This window comes from Micromonospora sp. NPDC000668, assembly GCF_042897975.1.
GTDB lineage: Bacteria > Actinomycetota > Actinomycetes > Mycobacteriales > Micromonosporaceae > Micromonospora.
On record NZ_JBIAYP010000003.1, the window covers coordinates 735,138 to 754,137 of the forward strand.

Below are 19,000 nucleotides of genomic sequence, written 5' to 3' on the forward strand. Positions count from 1 at the left end.
AACCCGTGGCGGACGTGATCGAGGTCGGGGCGGCGCGCGATGACGCGCCGCCCTCGGCGGCCAAGACTCCCCGCCGGGGCGCCTCGGCGGGCCGGACCGGACGGGCGACGCCGTATCTGTTCCTCGCCCCCTACCTGATCCTGTTCGGGGTGTTCGGCCTGCTGCCGATCATCCTGGGCCTGTGGCTCAGCGTGCACCAGTGGGACTTCCAGCTGCCCAATCGGCCGTTCGTCGGGTTGGACAACTACAAGGAGCTCTTCTCCAGCGACTCCGCCGTCTACGGCGACTGGTGGGAGAGCGTCCGGGCCACCGCGATCTTCACGGTGCTGTCGGTGCCGCTGCTCGTGGTCGTACCGCTCGGGCTGGCACTGCTGCTGAACCGCTCCTTCCCCGGCCGGACCTTCTTCCGGGCGATCTACTTCGCGCCGTACGTGCTGGGTGTGGCCGTGATCGGCCTGCTCTGGCGGTTCCTGCTCGACGCCAACCTGGGCCTGGTCAACCGGCTCCTCGGCGTGGTGGGGCTGCCGACGGACACCCCCTGGGTGACCAACATGCCGTGGGCGTGGATCTCACTCGTCGGCGTGACCGTCTGGTGGACCTCCGGGTTCAACGCGGTGATCTACCTGGCCGGCCTGCAGGACATCTCGCCGGAGCTGTACGAGGCGGCCCGGATGGATGGCGCCAACGCCTGGCAGCGGTTCCGCAACGTCACCCTGCCCGGGCTGCGCCCGGTGCTGCTGTTCGTGATCACCACGACCGTGCTCGCCTCGGCGAACATGTTCGGCCAGTCGTTCCTGATCACCCAGGGAGCACCCGGCACGGAGACGCGCACGGTGGTCTGGTTCATCGTCGAGGAGGGCCTGCGGGACAACGACGCCGGCCGGGCAGCCGCGATGAGCATCGTGTTCGCCCTGATGCTGGCCGTCGTGAGCATCGCCAACTTCCGCCTCTTCCGCTACAAGGAAGACTGAGGGGACCGCCATGACGACGCCCACGCCGACCACCCGCGGTTCGGCCACCGCGCTGCGCCGGGTCGTGCTCTACGCCACCCTGGTAGCGCTGGCCCTGATCTTCCTGATGCCGCTGGTGTGGATGGTCATCACCTCGCTGAAGACGTACACGGCCGCCCAGCAGATCCCGCCGAGCTGGCTGCCGAACCCGCTCGCCGGTTACGGCTACGAGCAGATCCTCAACAACTCGGCGAACCCGGTGCTGCGGTGGTTCCTCAACAGCATGCTGGCCGCCACGCTGCACTCGCTGCTGGTGCTGGTGACCGCCTCGATGGCCGCGTACGCGCTGGCCCGGCTGCGGTTCCGAGGGCGCGGGGTGAGCTTCGCGCTGATCGTCGGGACGCTGTTCATCCCGCCGACCTCGCTGATCATCCCGAACTTCCTGATCGTCGACCAGCTCGACTGGATCGACACCCTCGCCGTGGTGGTGGTGCCCGGCGCGGCCAGCGCGTTCGGCGTCTTCTTCCTGCGGCAGTTCTTCCTCTCGCTCCCCAACGAGCTGGAGGAGGCCGCCACGCTGGACGGCGCCAACCAGTGGCAGATCTTCTTCCGGGTGGTGCTGCCGCTGTCCAAGCCGGCGCTGGCCACCCTGGCCGTGCTGTCGTTCCTCACCAACTGGAACGACTTCCTCTGGCCGATCTTCGTGCTGTTCAGCCCGGAGAAACTCACTCTGCCCCCGGGCCTGGGCCTGCTCCAGGGCTCGTACGTCACCGACTACCCGGTGATCATGGCGGGGGCGGTGCTGGCGAGCCTGCCGGTGCTGATCCTCTTCGTGCTGGCCCAGCGGCACATCATCCAGGGTGTCTCCCGCAGCGGTCTGAAGGGATGACCCGGGCAACCACCCGGCGACGCGGCGCGGCGGCGATCATCGCCGCCGCGTTGCTCGTCGCGGGCTGCGCCGACGGCAGCGAACCCACCCCCACGAGCAGCGGGAGCGACCCCAGCATGTTCACCAACCCGGTCGTACGCACCGACGCCCCGGATCCGCACGCGATCCAGGTGGGCGACACCTGGTACCTGTTCCACACCAACTCGGGGGGCCGCAACGTCCCGGTGCTCACCTCCCCCGACCTGGTCGCCTGGACCGAGGCCGGGGACGCCCTGCCGGCGCTGCCGGACTGGGCCGACGCCGGCAGGACCTGGGCCCCGGAGGCGATCCAGCTGGCACCGGGGAAGTTCCTGCTCTACTACACCGTCGCGGGCCGGGAGTCCGGGCGGCAGTGCGTCGGGCGGGCGGTGGCCAGCGCGCCGCAGGGGCCGTACCGGGACGACTCGACCGGCCCGCTGATCTGCCAGGCCGAACTGGGCGGGGCGATCGACGCCAGCCCGTTCCGGGACACCGACGGCAGCCTCTGGCTGCTGTGGAAGAACGACGGCAACGCCATCGGGGTGGACACCTGGCTCTGGTCCCAGCGCCTCGCCGAGGACGGCCTGACCCTTCTCGGTGAGCCGACGAAGCTGCTCAAGCAGACCGAGCCGTGGGAGGGCACCCTGATCGAGGGGCCGTTCTTCCACCGCCAGGACGGTCGGCTGCATCTCTTCTTCGCCGCCAACGCCTACGACCGGGCCGAGTACGCCGAGGGCTACGCGGTCTGCGAGAGCCCGAGCGGTCCGTGCGTGAAGGCCGCCGAGAACCCGATTGTGAAGACCAACGAGGTTGCCTCCGGCCCCGGCCACGCCTCGATGGTGGTCAAGGACGGCCGGACCTGGCTGCTGTACCACGCCTGGCCGCCCGGCCAGGAGGGCAGCACCGACCCGGGCCGCCAGGTCTGGCTCGACGAGGTGACCTGGGCCGACGGCAAGCCGGTCGTCAAGGGCCCGACGGGCGAACCCCAGCCCCGCCCCTGACGTGGAAGGGAAGGGCCCCTTGCGATCGCAGGGGGCCCTTCCGCACATCCCGGATCAGCTGTCGGCGACCGGTTTTGCCACCCAGCGGCGAGAACTGTCAACCGCCTGAGCTGGCCTCCATCGAATCGACCGGGTGCGAACTCTTGCGGTAACGACCCGAGTGTGAAAATTTCCTTCCAGCGGCAGATAGCCTGCGGCGAATCTTGCCGGAAGTGCCGCGCTGAACACCCGGGAGCCCCAACGAAGGGACACACCGCATGAAGGCAACTCGGCTCGGAGCCGCCGGGCTGGTCGCAGCCCTGCTCGGCACGCTCGTCGCCGCCACCCCCGCCAGCGCCGCGCCCGGCGCCGACACCGCCACCACCTCAGCCACCTGCACCACCGACCCGGCCACCCCCAAGCGGCAGTTCCGGGCCATGTGGATCTCTTCGGTGGTCAACATCGACTGGCCCAGCAAGGCGTCCCAGACCGACCCGGACCGGATCGCCGCCCAGCAGGCCGAGTACCGCGGCCTGCTCGATCTCGCCGAGCGACTCAACCACAACGCCGTAGTGGTGCAGGTCCGGCCGACCGCGGACGCGCTCTGGCCCTCGCCGCACGAGCCCTGGTCGGAGTTCCTGACCGGCGTACGCGGCCAGGACCCGGGCTGGGACCCGCTGGCCTTCCTGGTCGACGAGGCGCACAAGCGCAACCTGGAGTTCCACGCCTGGTTCAACCCGTACCGGGTCTCCATGCCGGCCCCCGGTGGCGCCGGCGCCGACATCAACCAGCTCGCCCCCGACCACCCGGCCCGGCAGCACCCGGACTGGACCTTCGCCTATCCACCGGCCGGGGTGGCCGGCAGCCGCCTCTACTACAACCCCGGCATTCCGGAGGTCCGCGAGTTCGTACAGACCGCGATGATGGACGCGGTCAAGCGGTACGACATCGACGGCGTGCACTTCGACGACTACTTCTACCCGTACCCGAGCGGCACCCACCAGGTGCCGGACGACGCCACGTTCGCGGCGTACAACCGGGGCTTCACGGACCGGGCCGACTGGCGGCGGGACAACATCAACCTGCTGGTCCAGGAAATGAACGGCAAGATCAAGGCGGCGAAGCCGTGGGTGAAGTTCGGGGTCAGCCCGTTCGGCATCTGGCGCAACAAGGCCGCCGACCCGCTCGGCTCGGACACCACCGGCAGTCAGTCGTACGACATCATCTCCGCCGACACCCGTAAGTGGGTCAAGGAGGAGTGGATCGACTACGTGGTGCCGCAGCTCTACTGGTACATCGGCCAGTACCCGGCGGCCGACTACGCCCGGCTGGTCCCGTGGTGGGCCGAGACGGTGCGTGGCACCCGCGTGCAGCTCTACATCGGCCAGGCCGACTACAAGAGCGGCGACCCGGCGTTCGGGCCGTTCTGGCAGAACCCGAGCGAGCTGTCCGACCACCTGACGCTCAACCGGGCGTTCCCGGAGGTGCAGGGCAACGTGCACTTCTCCGCCGTCCAGGTGCGGGCCAACCGGCTCGGCGCCACGGACATCTACGCCGCCGAGCACTACTCCCGCCCGGCGCTGGTGCCAGCCATGTCGCACCTGCCGGCCAAGCCCCTGCTCTTCCCGGTGGTCACCAAGGCCGCCCGGGAGGCCGACCGGGTTCGGCTGACCTGGCACCAACCGGCCGACGGCGTCGGACCGTTCGGCACCGCCACCTCGTACGCGATCTACCGGTTCGACGGCACCACGCTGCCCGGTCGGTGCGGCACCGCGGACGCCGCGCACCTGGTCGACACGGTCCGGGCGACGCCCGGTGGAAAGCAGTCCTGGGTGGACACCTCGGCGGAGGCCGGCCAGCGGTACACCTACCAGGTGACCGCGCTGGACCGGTCGGCCAACGAGAGCCCGGTCAGCCCGCCGGCCTTCGTTCTGCGCTGACCCGTACGACCCTCGCCGGATGCCCCGGGTGCCACCGCGCACCCGGGGCATTCGTCTGTTTCAACGTATGTCACCAATAGGTGGCGCGACATATACCGACAAGTTGATCAGTTAATCGAGACTGATCGACATCCGGTAACCCGCCGGTAACTTCCGTCCCACCCGCTCACCCCCGCGGAGGTAACCCGTGCCCCGACGTCTCGCCACCCTGATCGCCTCGGGCGCGCTCGCGCTGCTCGCCGCCCTCGCCGTCGCCTCCCCCGCCGCCGCCGTCACCCCCCAACAGCGGCTCTCCGTGCTCTCCAGCTGGACCCAGACCAGCGCCTCCAGCTACAACTCCTGGAACAACGCCCGGACCAACCGGGCACCCTGGGCCGAGTACGCCTTCGACTGGTCCACCGACTACTGCTCGTCGAGCCCGGACAACCCCCTCGGGTTCACCTTCAACCTGGGCTGCTACCGGCACGACTTCGGCTACCGCAACTACAAGGCCGTCGGCCAGTTCTCGGCCAACAAGTCCCGTCTGGACAGCGCCTTCTACCAGGACCTGAAGCGCGTCTGCGCCACCTACAACGCGATCGTCCGGCCAGCCTGCAACAGCCTGGCCTGGACCTACTACCAGGCGGTCAGCATCTTCGGTTCGGTGGCGGCCGTGCAGCAGGCCGACATCGACCGGGCCGCCCGGATGAAGGCCGACGCCGAGCGCCGCGCAGGCGTACGCGCCTGACATCGGCACCCGACGGAGGGTCGCGTCGCTGGGGACCTCCCCGGCGGCGCGGCCCACGCCCAACCGCTCAGGCCCGCTCGGTCCGGGTGGCCGGGTGCCGGTCCGGGTCGGCGAGACGACGCGGTGCAGGCTGGGACAGCCCGGTGCTGAACCGGGTCGAATCCGCCGCCAGGTCCGGGTGTTCCACGTCCAGCGCCAGCGCCGCCGCCTCGTCCAACCCCAGCTCGGCGCCTTCGCCGTACGCGTCGTCGAAGGCCGCGTCGCCCAGCACCTCACGCAGCTTCGCCTGCTGGTCGGCCCAGTAGCCGCCGTAGATGCCCGGCGTGGCTCGCATGCTGGCCCGGGTGGCCTGCGCCGCCCCGAACAACCGGGCCGCGGTCAGCCCGTCCCCGCCAGCCGCGCAGCGCACCGCGATCGCGTTCAGCGTGTCGCACGCCCGGCCGTGGTAGCCGTGACCCATCCGGGAGCGCAGCGCCACCAGCAGGTGCTCGTGTGCGGCGATCACGTCGCCCCGCGCCAGCGCCACCATGCCGAGCAGCATGTCCACCGACCGCCGACCCCGCTCCACCGGCCGGGCCGCCTCCACCGGACGAACCGCCCCCAACAGGTCCGCCGCCTCCTCCAGTGCGCCCCGCCGCCAGAGCAGCTCGGCCAGGCTGAACACCGCGAACAGCGCCTCGCCGACCACGTCCTGCCCGTGCGCCCAGTCGATGACCTCCCGGCACACCCGCTCGGCCTCGACGAACTGGCCCATGTCGACCAGCGGCGCGGCCCGCCCGGCGAGCACCCGGGCCAGCAGCCCGGCGTCACCAGCCTGCCGCGCGGCCGCTTCCGCCCGCTGGGAGTAACGCAGTTCCTCGGCGAACTCGCCGTCCGCGCCGGCGTGCAGCGAATGCATGTGGTACGCCGCCGCCAGCTCCGCCTCCGGGATCCGCTCGCCGGTCTCGGCGATCCGCCCGTACAACCGGAACAGCCAGAGCCGACACTCCCGGGCCAGCCCACGCTCGCGCCACCACTGGTCCAGGCCGCCGGCCAGACCGAGGCCCGCGCGGGCGCTGCCGCCGGTGGCGCACCAGCGCAACGCGGCCCGCAGCTCCCCGGCCAGTGGGTCGAGCGCGTACAGCGACAGCGTCACCGGCCCGCCGTCCGGGCCCAGGCGAGCCCGCTCGAGCGCGTGCGCCGACCAGGCCACATGCCGGTTCCGGGCGGCGTGCTCCTCGCCCGCCGCGACCAGCCGCCGCGCGGCGTACGCCCGGATGGGGTCGAGCATCCGGTACGTGCTGCCGGCGGCACGGGGCTCGGCCAGCACCATCGACTTGTCCACCAGCACCGAGAGCGGATCCAGCGGGTCATCCCCCAGCAGCCACTCCACTGTCGCCAGGTCCACCGGCCCGGCGAAGACCGCCAGCCAGCGCAGCAGCCGGGCGGCCCGGGGCCCCAACGTCCGGTACGACCAGGTGACGGTGGCCTGCATGGTCAGGTGCCGCTCGGTGGCCGAGCGCTGCACCGCCCTGCTCGCCGGGCTGGGCGGCGGCACCCCGACCGCCGCGGCCACCAGGTCCACCGTGTCCTGCTGGTTGCCCGACCAGCCGCGCTCCACCGGCGGTGGCTCCGGGTCCTCCCGGCCGGCGTCCAGCGTGCCGAGCATGTCGTCCAGCCGCTCGGCGAGCTGGCCGACGGAGAGCACCCGCAGCCGCGCGGCGGCAAGCTCGATGGCGAGCGGCAGCCCGTCCAGCCGCTGCACCACCCGGCGCAGATCAGCCGACTCAGCGGGGTCCGGCTGCCGGCCACCGCGTGCCGCCATCGTACGGTCCAGCAACAGCGCCACCGCGTCGCTCTCCGCGCCGTCCGGGCTCGGTTCGACCGAGAGCGGCGGGATCCGCCACACCACCTCGCCAGGCAGGCTGAACGACTCCCGGCTGGTGGCCAGCACCCGCACGCCGTGCCCACCTGAGAGCAACCGCGAGATGACCGCCGCGCAGGCCGCCGGCTGGGTGTCGCAAGTGTCCAGCACGACCAGCATCCGGCGGGCGGCGGCGTACTCGACCAGGGTGTCCAGCATCGGTCGGCCCGGCTCGGGTCGCAGCCCCAGCACCGCGGCCATGGCGAACGCCACCAACCCCGGGTCGGTCACCGCGGCGATGTCGACGAACCAGACCCCGTCCGGGTACGCCTCGACCACTCCACTGGCCAGCTCCACTGCGAGCCGGGTCTTGCCCGCACCGCCGGCGCCCAGCACGGTGACCAACCGGTACTCCTCCACCAGCCGGCTCAGCTCCGCCCGCTCGGCCTGTCGGCCAACGAACGAGGTCACCTGGGTCGGCAGGTTGTGTGCCACGGCGTCGGCGGTACGGGGCCGCGGGAACTGCCGCTCCAGACCGGGCGCGACCAGTTGGAACAGCCGTTCCCGGTCGTCGAAGCCGCGCAACCGGTGCAGGCCCAGGTCGAGCAGGGTGGCACCGGGTGGCAGCGGATCGGCCCGGCGGACGGTGGACGCCGAACAGAGCACCTGCCCGCCGTGCGCGGCGGCGGCCACCCGGGCCGCCCGGTGCACCTCGGGGCTGGCGTACTCCCCGTCGCGTGGCTCGGCGTAGCCGGTGTGCAGCCCCATCCGCACCCGGGGCGCGGACTCCTCAGTGGGCCAGTCGTGGCTCGCCAGAGCCCGCTGAGCGGTCAGACAGGCGGTCAACGCCGCCGCCGCGTCATCGAAGGCCAGGAAGAACGAGTCGCCCTCGGTCAACAGCTCCGCGCCACCGGTGCTGGCCAGCGTCCGGCGCAGCAGACGTCGGTGTTCGGCGAGCACTGGGCGGTAATCCGGGCCGAGCAGCTGGGCCAGCCGGGTCGAGCCCTCGATGTCGGTGAACACGAAGGTCACCCAACCGCTCGGGAGCTGGATCCGTGGCGACATGCGTGGAACCTCCGCCCGTGACGTCGGGTTCATGCTGCCTGAATCCGACCAATCACGCATCGTGAGAACGGCCGGGCAGGTGCCGCCTCAAGGTGCCACTCGGACCCGCTCCCGGCAAGGGTGGCCCACCAGGCGGCCCATGAATCGACCGGATCAGCAGCCGCAGGCACCGCCGCAACAGCCGCCCCCGGCGGGAGCCGCGGTGCCGCCGCCCGGGCCGCCCGCGCCCCGGCCGGTCACCGCGACCGCGGAAAGCAACTTGACCGTGTCGGCGTGTCCCTGCGGGCAGGCGGCCGGCGCACCGGCCGCCGCCATTGGACGGTTGACCTCGAAGGTGTCGCCGCAGGCGCGGCAGCGGAACTCGTACCTGGGCATGGAACCCAGGGTACGTGGGCCTGACTCCCGGCGGGGCATGGGTGATACTCGACGGGTGGTGGACGGCGAGGACCAGACGCATGTACGACCGCTACGGCCGGCAGCGCCGCTCGACGGCCCGCTCGAAGGGTCGGGAGCCGCGCCGGATCCGGTGCCACGAGCCGTGCCCCGCCCCCGTCGCCCCTGGCTGAGTGGCCGGGCCGCAGACACCCCCACGCCGCCAGCGGCCACCGCCGCCGAGGTCCCGAAGACGGAAACCCCCGCCGCCGAGGCCCCGCAGACCGACCCGCCCGCCGCCGAGACACCCAAGACCGAACCTCCTGCTGCCGAGGCCCCGAAGACCGAGCCTCCTGCCGCCGACACAACAGCGCTGACCCCGGCCACCGAATCGACCGCGGTTTCCCCGGCCGGGCCGAGTGCCGAGACGCCGGCAGATCCGAAGGCCGCGACGTCGACCGGCGCCGCTGCGGCGGACCCAACGGCGACCACCGTGGACACCGTCCCCACCGCCACTACCACTGCCAGCGCACCGGCGTCCGGCACCGGCCGGCGGCGGATGCCGTTCGCGCACGCGGTCCGCATGCCGCCGCGCCAGGCGGCGGCGACCGCAGCCCGGGCGACCCGCGCCTGGGCGCGCCGACCCAGCGGCCGGCTCACCCTACCCGGGGTTTTCCTGCTCGCCCTGGTGGCCGCGACCGCCGCAGCCGGCGCACTGCTCGTCCCGGCCACCATCCGCGCCCCCCGGCCGGTTGCGGTCGACGCCTCCGCGAACGTTCCGCCGGCCATGCCGTCCGGCGGGGTACCCCTGCCCACCGACCCGCTCCCCACCGGCGCGTTCCCGACCGGCCCGCTGCCGACCGGGCCGCTCCCGACCGGCGGGCTGCCGACCGGACCGGCCATCGGGCCGGTGACCGGTGGGCGGCCCTCGGACGCCCTGGCCGGCTGGGCGCAGCAGGTCGGCGCCAAGGTGGGCGTCCCGCCAGCGGCGATGCAGGCGTACGGCTATGCCGAGCTGGTGCTCGCCCAGACCAACCGCAGCTGCGCACTGAGCTGGACCACGCTGGCCGCGATCGGGCAGGTCGAGTCCGGGCACGGCTCGGCCAACGGCGCGAGACTGGGGCAGGACGGCAAGGCGCTGCCGCAGATCATCGGTCTGCGGCTGGACGGGCAGGACGGCCGGATGCGGATCATCGACACCGACCGTGGGCTGCTCGACAAGGACGCCACCTTCGACCGGGCGATCGGGCCGATGCAGTTCATCCCGACCACCTGGCAGGAGATCGGCGCGGACGCGGACAACGACGGGGTCAAGGACCCGCACGACCTGGACGACGCCGCCCTGGCGGCGGGAAACTACCTGTGCAAGGGCGGCCGCAACCTGAGCATCCCGGGCGACTGGTGGAACGCCATCCTGTCGTACAACGACGTGCGCCGGTACGCCCAGGACGTCTACGACACCGCAAATCGGTACGGACGGGCCAGCCGCACGTGAAGTGATCGTTCACATACATTGTAGAACTGGACACTTCCCCCGGGCAGCGCTTAGCGGCAAGCTAGACGGGTGATGGTGCGCGAGTGGGACCCCAGGACCGCGTCGTCCGCCGAGATCGGGTCGCTGGTGGACACGCTGAACGCAGTCCTGGCGGTCGATCTACCACAGGACCCGCCGTGGCGGGAGAGTTCCCTGCGGGAATACCTCGCCGAGGTGATGCCCGGCGAACGGCGGATCTCCTGGGTCGCCCAGGGCGAGTCGACCGTCCCCGGTGAGCCGGGCGCGATCCTCGGGCAGGTCCACGTGCTGCTCCTCGGTGACATCGGCGTGCTCGAGGTGCTGGTGCACCCGTCCGTGCGCCGCGCCGGGCTCGGCCGTGACCTGGTGCTGCGTGCCGCCCGCCGGGTCTACCAGGAGGGCTTCCGGTCGATCGGGGTCGAGGTGGTCGGCGACACGCCGGCGGTGGCCTTCTACGAGGCACTCGGCTTCACCCGTGAGTACGTGGAGACGCGCAGCGTGCTCGACCTGGCCACGGTCGACTGGGCCGAGTTGGCCGAGATGGCCACCGGCATCGGGGCGGGCTACCACCTGGAGTTCTTCCCCGGCGGGCCGCCGGACGACCTGATCGAGGCGTACGCGCGGGCCAAGGCCGAGGTGCGCGACGTCGACGACGGTGAGCTGCGGCCCAGCTCCTACGACCCGCAGCGGCTGCGGGACAGCCTGGACACCCTGCACCGGCGTGGCATGAAGCCGTACATCGTGCTGGCCCGGCACGAGCAGAGCGGTGAGGTGGCCGGCCTGACCGAGGTGGTGGTGCCGGCACAGCACCCGACCCGCGCCGACCAGTACGACACGATCGTGGCGCAGGACCACCGCGGCTACGGCATCGACCGGGCGATCAAGGCCCGGATGCTGCTGGAGCTGCGCTCCGCCGAGGCGGAGCTGGCCGAGGTGCAGACCTGGAACGCACAGGCCAACGAGGCGATGCTCAAGGTCAACGCGGAGTTGGGCTACCGGCCCGACCGGGACTGGTGCGAATACAGCGTCGACATCGCTGAGCTGGTGCACCGCCTCGATCCGCCACGGTGAAGGAATTCACGAAACTGTCCAATGGGGGATGGACGGTGAACAGCTGCGCACCTTAACGTGCGTTGACTCGTCCACCCATCGTGGAGGCCCTATGCGCCCGCGCCGCACAATCGCCGCGCTCGCGACCGCCACCGCCGCCGTGACCATCACGGCAGTCGGCGTCGCACCCACCGCGGCAAGCGCCGCGCCCACCGACCTGTTCATCTCGGAGTACGTCGAAGGTTCGTCGAACAACAAGGCGATCGAGTTGTTCAACGGCACCGACGCCGCCGTCGACCTCACCGCCGGCGGCTACCAGCTTCAGCTCTTCTTCAACGGCTCCAGCACGGCCACCACCATCGCGCTCACCGGGACGGTGGCCGCCGGCGACGCGTTCGTGTTCGCCAGCGCCTCGGCCGGCCCCGCGATCATCGCCCAGGCCGACCAGACCACCGGGGCGAGCCTGTTCAACGGCGACGACGCGCTCGTGCTGCGCCGGGGCACCACTGTGCTCGACTCGATCGGCCAGGTGGGCGTGGACCCGGGCACCGAGTGGGGCGCGGGGGCCACCAGCACCGCGGACAACACGCTGCGTCGGCTGCCCACGGTGACCGCCGGCGACACGGACCCGTCGGACGCGTTCGACCCCGCGGCGCAGTGGGCCGGCTTCCCGGTCGACACCTTCGACGGGCTCGGCACGCACACCGTGGACGGTGGTGGGCCGGTCGACACGCCGGCCACGCTGACCTGCGGCGGGCCGCTGGTCACCGCTGCGGGCACGGCGGCGACCCGCGAGGTGACCGCCACCGACCCCGACGACACGATCGTCGACCTGGCGGTGACCCAGGTCAGCCCGACCCCGGCCACCGGCTCGATCGCCCGCACCGCGCTCACCCCGGCCGACGGGCTGGGCGGCACCGCCCGCGCCACGATCGGTGCGAGCGCCGACCTCGCCGCCGGGGCGTACACCGTCACCGTCACCGCGACCGACGCGGGCGGCGGCTCCGCCAGCTGCGCCCTGGTCGTGCAGGTGACCCGGGAGCTGACCGTCGGCGAGGTGCAGGGCACCACCACCGACGCCGAGTCCGGCGCGACCGACCGGTCGCCGCTCGCACCGGCGAGCGGCAACGGCACCAGCAGCACGCTGTACGACGTACGCGGCGTGATCACCCAGTTGACCCTGGCCCGCACCTCGGCCGGGGCGGAGCAGCACGGGTTCTTCCTGCAGAGCCGCACCGGCGACACTGACGGCGACCCGACCAGCTCCGACGGCATCTTCGTGTTCATGGGGACGTTCACCTCGCTGATCGGCGGTTACGTCCCGACGGTCGGCGACGAGGTGGTGCTCCGCGCCCGAGTGTCGGAGTACTTCAACCTCACCCAGCTCTCCGGCGCCTCGCTGGTCCGCCGGATCGCCTCCGGCCTGGACGTGGGCACCGCAGTCGCGGTGGCCGACGCGGCGCCGCCGGTCGAACTGACCGACGCGCAGCGCTACTGGGAGCGACAGGAGGGCACCCGGCTGCGGGTGCGGGCGGGCAGCGGCGCGGTGAGCGGCCGGGACGTCTTCGCCTCCACCGCCGACGCGGAGCTGTGGGTGGTCGACCGGGACGACCCGCTGCTGGACCGCGCCGACCCGTACGCCCGGCGGGTGTTCCGGGACTCCCACCCGCTGGACAACGACCCGACCCGCCGCTTCGACGACGGCAACGGCCAACGGGTGCTGCTCGGCAGCATGGGCGTGAAGGCCACCGCCGGGGACAGCACCGCGCTGCTCCCGCCGGCACACACCTTCGACACGCTGCGCGCGGACGCGGTGGGCGGGGTCTACTACTCGTTCGAGAAGTACGGCGTCCAGGTCGAGCGGGCGGAGTTCGACGCCGGGGCCGACCCGTCGAAGAACAACCCGCCCACGCCGGCCGACCGGTCGCAGGAGGTGGCGGTCGCCACCTACAACGTGGAGAACCTGTACGACTACCGGGACGACCCGTTCGACGGCTGCGACTTCACCGGTAACGCCGGCTGCCCGGGCGTCGACCCGCCGTTCGACTACGTGCCGAGCAGCGAGGCGGACTACCGCGAGCACCTCACGGCACTCGCCGACCAGATCGTCAAAGACCTGCACGCGCCGGACCTGATCCTGGTGCAGGAGGCCGAGGACCAGGACATCTGCACGGTGTCCGGGGCGGCGCTGGCCTGCGGTGACACGAACAACGCCGATGGCGCGCCGGACAGCATCCAGGAGCTGGCGGTCGCGGTGGCGGCTGCCGGCGGGCCGGCGTACGCCGCCGCCTATGACCGGACCGGCGCGGACGCCCGCGGTATCACCGCCGCGTTCCTGTACCGCACCGACCGGTTGTCGCTGGCGGCCGCGACGGCGGGCGACCCGCTGCTGGGCTCCGCGCCGACCGTCCAGTACCGCGCCCCGGGGCTGCCAGCCAACGCCGACGTGCAGAACCCGAAGGCACTCAACGCGGTGCTGCCGTCCGACGTGGACACGTCCACCGGCCGGGACGGCAACAACGTCTTCACCCGTGCTCCCCAGCTGGGCAAGTTCAGCGTGGCCGCGACGCCCGGTTCGTCCGAGCGGTACACCCTGTACGCGCTCAGCAACCACTACTCGTCCGGCCCGGACAGCCGGATCGGGCAGCGTCGGGAGCAGGCGGCGTACGGCGCGGCGATCGTCACCGCGATCGAGGCGGCCGACCAGAACGCTCGGGTGGTCTACGGCGGGGACCTGAACGTCTTCCCCCGCCCGGACGACCCGATCGCCACCGGCAGCCAGCCCACCCCGTCGGACCAGCTCGCCCCGCTCTACCAGGCGGGCCTGCACAACCTGTGGGACAACCTGGTCGCGGACGTGCCGGCCTCCGCCTACTCGTACAGCTTCGAGGGGCAGGCGCAGACGCTCGACCACCTGTTCGTCAACGACGCGCTCTACGGCGACCTGGTGCAGGTGCGGGCGGCGCACATCAACGCCGACTGGCCTGCGGAGTTCACCGGCGACGGGTCGCGCGGTTCCAGCGACCACGACCCGCAGGTGGCCCGATTCCGGTCCCGGGCGTCGCTGACCGTCGCCGACGCGACGGTGGTCGAGGGCAACCAGGGCACTCGGCAGCTCGCCTTCACCGCCACCGTGTCCCGGCCGCTGTCCCAGCCGGTGCTGCTCTGCGCCGCCACCGTTGGTCTCACGGCGCAGGTCGGCTCGGACTTCGACCCGTACGTCGGCTGCCGGACCCTGGCCGCCGGGCAGACCTCGCTGACCCTCCCGGTGACCGTGCGCGGTGACCGGAAGCGGGAGTCGGACGAGAAGCTGACGCTGCTGGTGGCGGGCGTGCCCGGGTTGCGACTGAGCGACCCGCTGGCGGTCGGCACCATCACCAACGACGACTGATCCTGGATCAGGCCGACGACGGCCCGCCGCCCCGGGTACCTGCCCGGGGCGGCGGGCCGTTTCCGTACCGCTCGCGGATGTAACGTGGCGCCCCCGCCGAGCCAATGAAGGGGTGCAACGACGGCCAACGAGAGGACGGCCTGTGAGTGACCCAAGCCCGGGCGGGGACGATCTCGCCGCCATCGGTACGGACCCGGCGGCGTTCGAGGAGTTCTACCGCCGGCACGTCGAGACGATCGGCCGGTTCGTCGCCCGCCGGGTCGACGATCCACACACCGCGGCGGACCTCACCGCCGAGGTGTTCCTGGCGGTGATCGACTCCGCGGCGGGTTACCGGCCGGAGCGGGGCAGCGAGCTGGCCTGGCTCTTCGGCGTGGCCCGCAACGTCATCGCGGCCGAACACCGCCGGGTGACCCGACACCTGCGGGCCAGCGGCCGCGCCGCGGGACGACGGCTGCTGGATGCCGACGACGTCGCCCGAATCGAGGAGCGCATCGACGCGGAGTCGCTGGCCCGCCGCACCTATCAGGCCCTCGGCGGCCTACCGGAGCGCACCCGCGCCCTACTGGAGCTGGTCGCCGTCGACGGCCTGTCCATGGCGGACGCGGCCGCCGCGCTCGGGATGTCCCCGGTCGCCGCCCGGGTCCGTGTGCACCGGGCCCGCCGGGCGGTACGCCTCGCGCTCGCGCATTCCGAATCCGCGCTCGTCTGATCGGAGGGAAGATCACCATGACCCACACCGGATCGCCACAGGGCAACTTCGAGGAACGACTTCTCGCCGAGTTGAAGGAACACGTCACCACCCGGGCCGCCGGCGCGGCCCCGACCGCCGTCCGCACGACGCGCCGGGGCGTACGGTGGCGCGCGCCGGGCTGGCGCCTGGCCGGCGTCGGTGGGCTGGTCGCCCTGCTGACCGTCGGTGGGCTGATGGCCCAGACGTTGGGCGACGCTCCACCGACGGCGAGCGCGGCCGAGATCCTGACCGAGGCCGCGGTGACGGCTCGGCAGCAGCCGGACCTGGTGGCGCACCCGGGCCAGTTCCTCTTCGTCGAACTGCGACTCACCCAGCGGGAGTTGCCGGCTGCCGGGCCGTACATCGAGGAGCGGCTCCAGCGCTGGGTGCCGGTCGGCGACAGCTCGACCTGGCAGCAGCGGCGGCGGCCGGAGAGCCACCCGGAGCAGTGGCGGACCGACGACGTCTCGCACCTGGCTCCGCCACCCGGCTACTACCAGGATCTGCCGACCGACCCGGTGCAGATGGTCCGATACCTGCGGGACCAGCCGTTTCCCGTACCGCTGCCCGCCGGCGCCGACCTGGAGGCGATCAGGAACGATCCCCAGCTACCCTTCACCCAGGGGAGCTGGATGCTCCAGGGCCACCTGCCGCCGCAGTCGCTCGGCGCGCTGTTCCAGGCGATGACCCAGGTGCCGGGGGCCAGGGTGATGCCCGGCGAGGTGCGGGACGCCGCCGGCCGGCGGGGGGTGGCGCTGCGGACTCCGGGCGTGATCGGCGCACACATCGACCTGATCTTCGACCGGGAGACCCACGCCTACCTCGGCACCCGCGACGTTCTGGTACGGGACGGCAAGGAGTCGCTCTACACGAGTACCGCCGTCACCCGGATCGCCGTCGTCGACCGGTTGGGGCAGTTGCCCTGACCGTCGGCACTCTCCCGCAACCGTTGACTTCATCATTGGTTCAAGTCCTAGCGTCTGCGGCATGACAACGCTGAACGAGCTGTCCTGGTGGGCCGAGGCCCGCCGGGCCCGGCCGTGAGGCCGCCGACGTGGACGCTTCCGCTCGCCGGCTCGGCTGGTACCTGACCCTGGGCGGTCTGCTCGCGGTGATCGACACCACCGTCACGGTGGTGGCTCTGCCGAAGCTGGTCGACGACCTGGACACGAACCTGACCACGATCGGGTGGGTCACCAGCGGCTACGCGCTCGCCCTGGTCGCGGTGATGCCCATCGCGGCCTGGGCGATCGGGCGCTTCGGTGCCCGCCGCACCTACCTGACCGCGCTACTGCTGTTCACCCTGGGCTCGGTGCTGGCCGGGGCCGCCTGGGACGTCGGGTCGCTGATCGCGTTCCGGGTCCTCCAGGGGCTGGGTGGTGGACTGCTCAACCCGGTCGGGATGGCGGTCGCGCTGGCTGCGGTGCCTCCGCACCGGCGCGGCCGGATGATGAGCCTGCTCGGTCTGCCGGTCCTGGTCGGGCCGCTGATCGGGCCGGTGCTCGGTGGGCTGCTGCTCGACCACGCGTCCTGGCGGTGGATCTTCTGGATCAACCTGCCGGTGGGGCTGCTGGCGGTGCTGCTCGGCCGGTCGGTGCTGCCGGCCGCCGACCCGCGACGACCACCGGTCCGGCTGGACGTCGTCGGGCTGCTGCTGCTCTGCCCCGGCCTGGCGTTGGCCGTGTTCGGGCTCAGCGTCACCGGCGACCGGGGCGGAGTCGTCACCGCGTCCGTGCTGCTGCCGCTCACGCTCGGTGCCGCCCTGGTGGCCGCCTTCGCCTGGCGGGCGGGCAGGGTGCGGCAGCCACTGCTGCGCCTGGCCGTGCTGCGCGCGCCCGGGATGGCCGGTGGCGCCGCGACGGTGGCGTTCTTCGCCGCCGGGTACTTCGGCTCGTTCCTGATCATCCCGGCGTACGTGCAGGTGGTACGCGGGGACTCGGCCACCCTGGCCGGTGTGATCGGCATCCCGCAGGCGCTGACCACCGGGTTGATGCTTCAGGTGGCCACCCGGCTGGTCGACCGGGTCTCCGCGCGGCGGGTGGTCGGGCTCGGCATCGCGACCGCGCTGGCGGGCACGATCGCCCGAGTGCTGGTGCTCGACGCGGACACGTCGTACCCGCTGCTCGCCGCGCTGGGCGCGGTCATCGGCCTGGGTATGGGCGCGACGCTGATGCCGACGATGACCGCGGCCAGCCGTTCGCTGCCGCCCGACGACCTGCCGTCCGGCTCCACGCTGCTCACCACGGTGTCGCACACCTCGGTCGCCGTCGGCACAGCGCTGATCGCCGCAGCCCTGTCCTGGATGGCCGATCGATTCGCGTCGGGCCTGGGCGGCGGGGGCATAGCGGCCGCCACCCGGCTCGACCCGCTCACCCGTGCCGGTTTCGCACCGGAGCTGGCGCAGGCCACTCGGCTCGCGCTGGCGGTGTCCGCCGTGCTGCTGGCGCTCGCCTGGCTGACCAGCCGGCGACTTCCGGCCGCCCCGCCCAGCGCGGAGGCAGGCGCCGCCCCGGCGGAACCCGAGGTGGCGGTGAACGAACCGGTCAGTACCGCTGGCGGAGCAGACCGGCGGCCTCGACCGCCCAGTAGGTGAGGATGATCTGCGCGCCGGCCCGCCGGATCGAGGTGAGCGTCTCCAGCATCACCCGCTCCCGGTCGATCCAGCCGTTCGCGGCGGCCGCCTCGACCATCGCGTACTCGCCGGACACCTGGTAGGCGGCGACCGGGACGTCCACCGCGGCCCGCACCGCCGACACCACGTCGAGGTAGGGCAGCGCCGGCTTGACCATCACCATGTCGGCGCCCTCGGCGACGTCCAACGCCACCTCACGCAGCGACTCGCGCAGGTTGGCCGGGTCCTGCTGGTAGGTACGCCGGTCGCCCTCCAGCGCCGACTCCACCGCGTCCCGGAACGGGCCGTAGAAGGCCGAGGCGTACTTCACGGCGTAGGCCAGCACGGCCACATCCTGGTGCCCGGCCGCGTCGAGCGCCCGGCGGACCACGCCGACCTGGCCGTCCATCATCCCGGACGGCCCGACCACGTGGACCCCGGCGGCGGCCTGGGCCACCGCCATCTCGGCGTACGCCTCCAGCGTGGCGTCGTTGTCCACGTCGCCGCTCGGGGTGAGCAGACCGCAGTGCCCGTGCGAGGTGAACTCGTCCAGGCACAGGTCGCTCATCACCACCGTGGCGTCGCCAACCTCGGCCACGACGTCACGGATGGCGACGTTCAGGATGCCGTTCGGGTCGATACCGCCGGACCCGGACGGGTCCCGCTGGGCCGGCACCCCGAAGAGCATGATCCCGCCGACACCGGCCTGGACCGCCTCGACCGCCGCCTTGCGCAGCGAGTCCCGGGAGTGCTGGAGCACCCCCGGGAGCGACGCGATGGCCCGCGGCTCGGTCAGCCCCTCCTTGACGAACATCGGCACGACCAGCTGGGCCGGGTCGACCTGCGTCTCGGACACCAGCCGCCGCACCGCCGGGGTGCGGCGCAGCCGGCGGGGCCGGATCTCGGGATACGGCATGG

At 72.4% G+C, this 19,000-nt stretch carries 14 protein-coding genes; 11 read left to right on the forward strand and 3 right to left on the reverse strand.

Going from position 1 to position 19,000, the window contains the following annotated elements; genetic code table 11:
* Nucleotides 1–5 precede the first annotated feature (5 nt).
* The 5 genes from ACFY29_RS19670 to ACFY29_RS19690 all read left to right on the forward strand — a co-directional run bounded on the left by ACFY29_RS19670 (nucleotide 6) and on the right by ACFY29_RS19690 (nucleotide 5,504).
* Complete coding sequence (locus tag ACFY29_RS19670; protein WP_386987993.1) at nucleotides 6–971, forward strand: carbohydrate ABC transporter permease; 966 nt, start codon at nucleotides 6–8, stop codon at nucleotides 969–971.
* A 10-nt stretch (nucleotides 972–981) separates the two neighbouring features.
* Entirely contained in the window at nucleotides 982–1,839 is an 858-nt protein-coding gene (locus ACFY29_RS19675) for a carbohydrate ABC transporter permease (RefSeq protein ID WP_328420727.1), read from the forward strand.
* Nucleotides 1,836–2,858 carry a glycoside hydrolase family 43 protein gene (locus ACFY29_RS19680; protein WP_386987996.1) on the forward strand — a complete coding sequence of 341 codons (1,023 nt, stop codon included), beginning with the start codon at nucleotides 1,836–1,838 and terminating at the stop codon, nucleotides 2,856–2,858. Before ACFY29_RS19675 ends, ACFY29_RS19680 begins: the two co-directional genes overlap by 4 nt.
* Nucleotides 2,859–3,115: 257 nt before the next feature.
* Complete coding sequence (locus ACFY29_RS19685; protein ID WP_386987998.1) at nucleotides 3,116–4,777, forward strand: glycoside hydrolase family 10 protein; 1,662 nt, start codon at nucleotides 3,116–3,118, stop codon at nucleotides 4,775–4,777.
* 187 nt (nucleotides 4,778–4,964) lie between these two features.
* Complete coding sequence (locus ACFY29_RS19690; protein ID WP_386988001.1) at nucleotides 4,965–5,504, forward strand: phospholipase; 540 nt, start codon at nucleotides 4,965–4,967, stop codon at nucleotides 5,502–5,504.
* Nucleotides 5,505–5,571: 67 nt separating this feature from the next.
* Here the strand turns inward: ACFY29_RS19690 and ACFY29_RS19695 are convergent, their stop codons facing one another.
* Both ACFY29_RS19695 and ACFY29_RS19700 read right to left on the reverse strand, forming a co-directional pair.
* Complete coding sequence (locus ACFY29_RS19695) at nucleotides 5,572–8,412, reverse strand: ATP-binding protein (protein WP_386988003.1); 2,841 nt, start codon at nucleotides 8,410–8,412, stop codon at nucleotides 5,572–5,574.
* Nucleotides 8,413–8,565: 153 nt separating this feature from the next.
* Nucleotides 8,566–8,787, reverse strand: coding sequence for a zinc ribbon domain-containing protein (locus ACFY29_RS19700; RefSeq protein WP_328420736.1), 222 nt, complete (start codon nucleotides 8,785–8,787; stop codon nucleotides 8,566–8,568).
* Nucleotides 8,788–8,842: 55 nt separating this feature from the next.
* Between ACFY29_RS19700 and ACFY29_RS19705 the strand changes: the two genes are divergently transcribed.
* The 6 genes from ACFY29_RS19705 (at nucleotide 8,843) to ACFY29_RS19730 (ending at nucleotide 18,064) form a co-directional block, all read left to right on the forward strand.
* A complete protein-coding gene (locus ACFY29_RS19705) occupies nucleotides 8,843–10,279 on the forward strand; it encodes a lytic murein transglycosylase (RefSeq protein ID WP_386988520.1) in 1,437 nt (478 codons plus the stop codon).
* A gap of 72 nt (nucleotides 10,280–10,351) precedes the next feature.
* Entirely contained in the window at nucleotides 10,352–11,368 is a 1,017-nt protein-coding gene (locus ACFY29_RS19710; protein WP_386988523.1) for a GNAT family N-acetyltransferase, read from the forward strand.
* 91 nt (nucleotides 11,369–11,459) lie between these two features.
* Entirely contained in the window at nucleotides 11,460–14,738 is a 3,279-nt protein-coding gene (locus ACFY29_RS19715) for a lamin tail domain-containing protein (protein ID WP_386988007.1), read from the forward strand.
* A 142-nt stretch (nucleotides 14,739–14,880) separates the two neighbouring features.
* Nucleotides 14,881–15,450, forward strand: coding sequence for an RNA polymerase sigma factor (locus tag ACFY29_RS19720; RefSeq protein ID WP_386988010.1), 570 nt, complete (start codon nucleotides 14,881–14,883; stop codon nucleotides 15,448–15,450).
* Nucleotides 15,451–15,467: 17 nt separating this feature from the next.
* The gene (locus ACFY29_RS19725; RefSeq protein ID WP_386988013.1) at nucleotides 15,468–16,397 is read left to right on the forward strand and encodes a hypothetical protein; all 930 of its coding nucleotides are present in this window, start codon (nucleotides 15,468–15,470) and stop codon (nucleotides 16,395–16,397) included.
* A gap of 128 nt (nucleotides 16,398–16,525) precedes the next feature.
* Nucleotides 16,526–18,064 (forward strand): DHA2 family efflux MFS transporter permease subunit, encoded by a 1,539-nt coding sequence (locus ACFY29_RS19730; protein ID WP_386988016.1) that lies wholly within the window; start codon nucleotides 16,526–16,528, stop codon nucleotides 18,062–18,064.
* Here the strand turns inward: ACFY29_RS19730 and hemB are convergent.
* A complete protein-coding gene (gene hemB / locus ACFY29_RS19735) occupies nucleotides 18,015–18,998 on the reverse strand; it encodes a porphobilinogen synthase (protein WP_355601535.1) in 984 nt (327 codons plus the stop codon). The genes ACFY29_RS19730 and hemB overlap by 50 nt on opposite strands.
* Nucleotides 18,999–19,000: the final 2 nt, after the last annotated feature.

What these genes read in the sequence shown, in the direction of transcription:
- ACFY29_RS19695 (WP_386988003.1), bottom strand. Translation starts at nt 8,412, where the DNA reads ATGTCGCCACGGATCCAGCTCCCGAGCGGTTGGGTGACCTTCGTGTTC.
- hemB (WP_355601535.1), bottom strand. Translation starts at nt 18,998, where the DNA reads ATGCCGTATCCCGAGATCCGGCCCCGCCGGCTGCGCCGCACCCCGGCG.
- ACFY29_RS19725 (WP_386988013.1), top strand. Translation starts at nt 15,468, where the DNA reads ATGACCCACACCGGATCGCCACAGGGCAACTTCGAGGAACGACTTCTC.
- ACFY29_RS19680 (WP_386987996.1), top strand. Translation starts at nt 1,836, where the DNA reads ATGACCCGGGCAACCACCCGGCGACGCGGCGCGGCGGCGATCATCGCC.
- ACFY29_RS19685 (WP_386987998.1), top strand. Translation starts at nt 3,116, where the DNA reads ATGAAGGCAACTCGGCTCGGAGCCGCCGGGCTGGTCGCAGCCCTGCTC.
- ACFY29_RS19715 (WP_386988007.1), top strand. Translation starts at nt 11,460, where the DNA reads ATGCGCCCGCGCCGCACAATCGCCGCGCTCGCGACCGCCACCGCCGCC.
- ACFY29_RS19700 (WP_328420736.1), bottom strand. Translation starts at nt 8,787, where the DNA reads ATGCCCAGGTACGAGTTCCGCTGCCGCGCCTGCGGCGACACCTTCGAG.
- ACFY29_RS19675 (WP_328420727.1), top strand. Translation starts at nt 982, where the DNA reads ATGACGACGCCCACGCCGACCACCCGCGGTTCGGCCACCGCGCTGCGC.
- ACFY29_RS19710 (WP_386988523.1), top strand. Translation starts at nt 10,352, where the DNA reads ATGGTGCGCGAGTGGGACCCCAGGACCGCGTCGTCCGCCGAGATCGGG.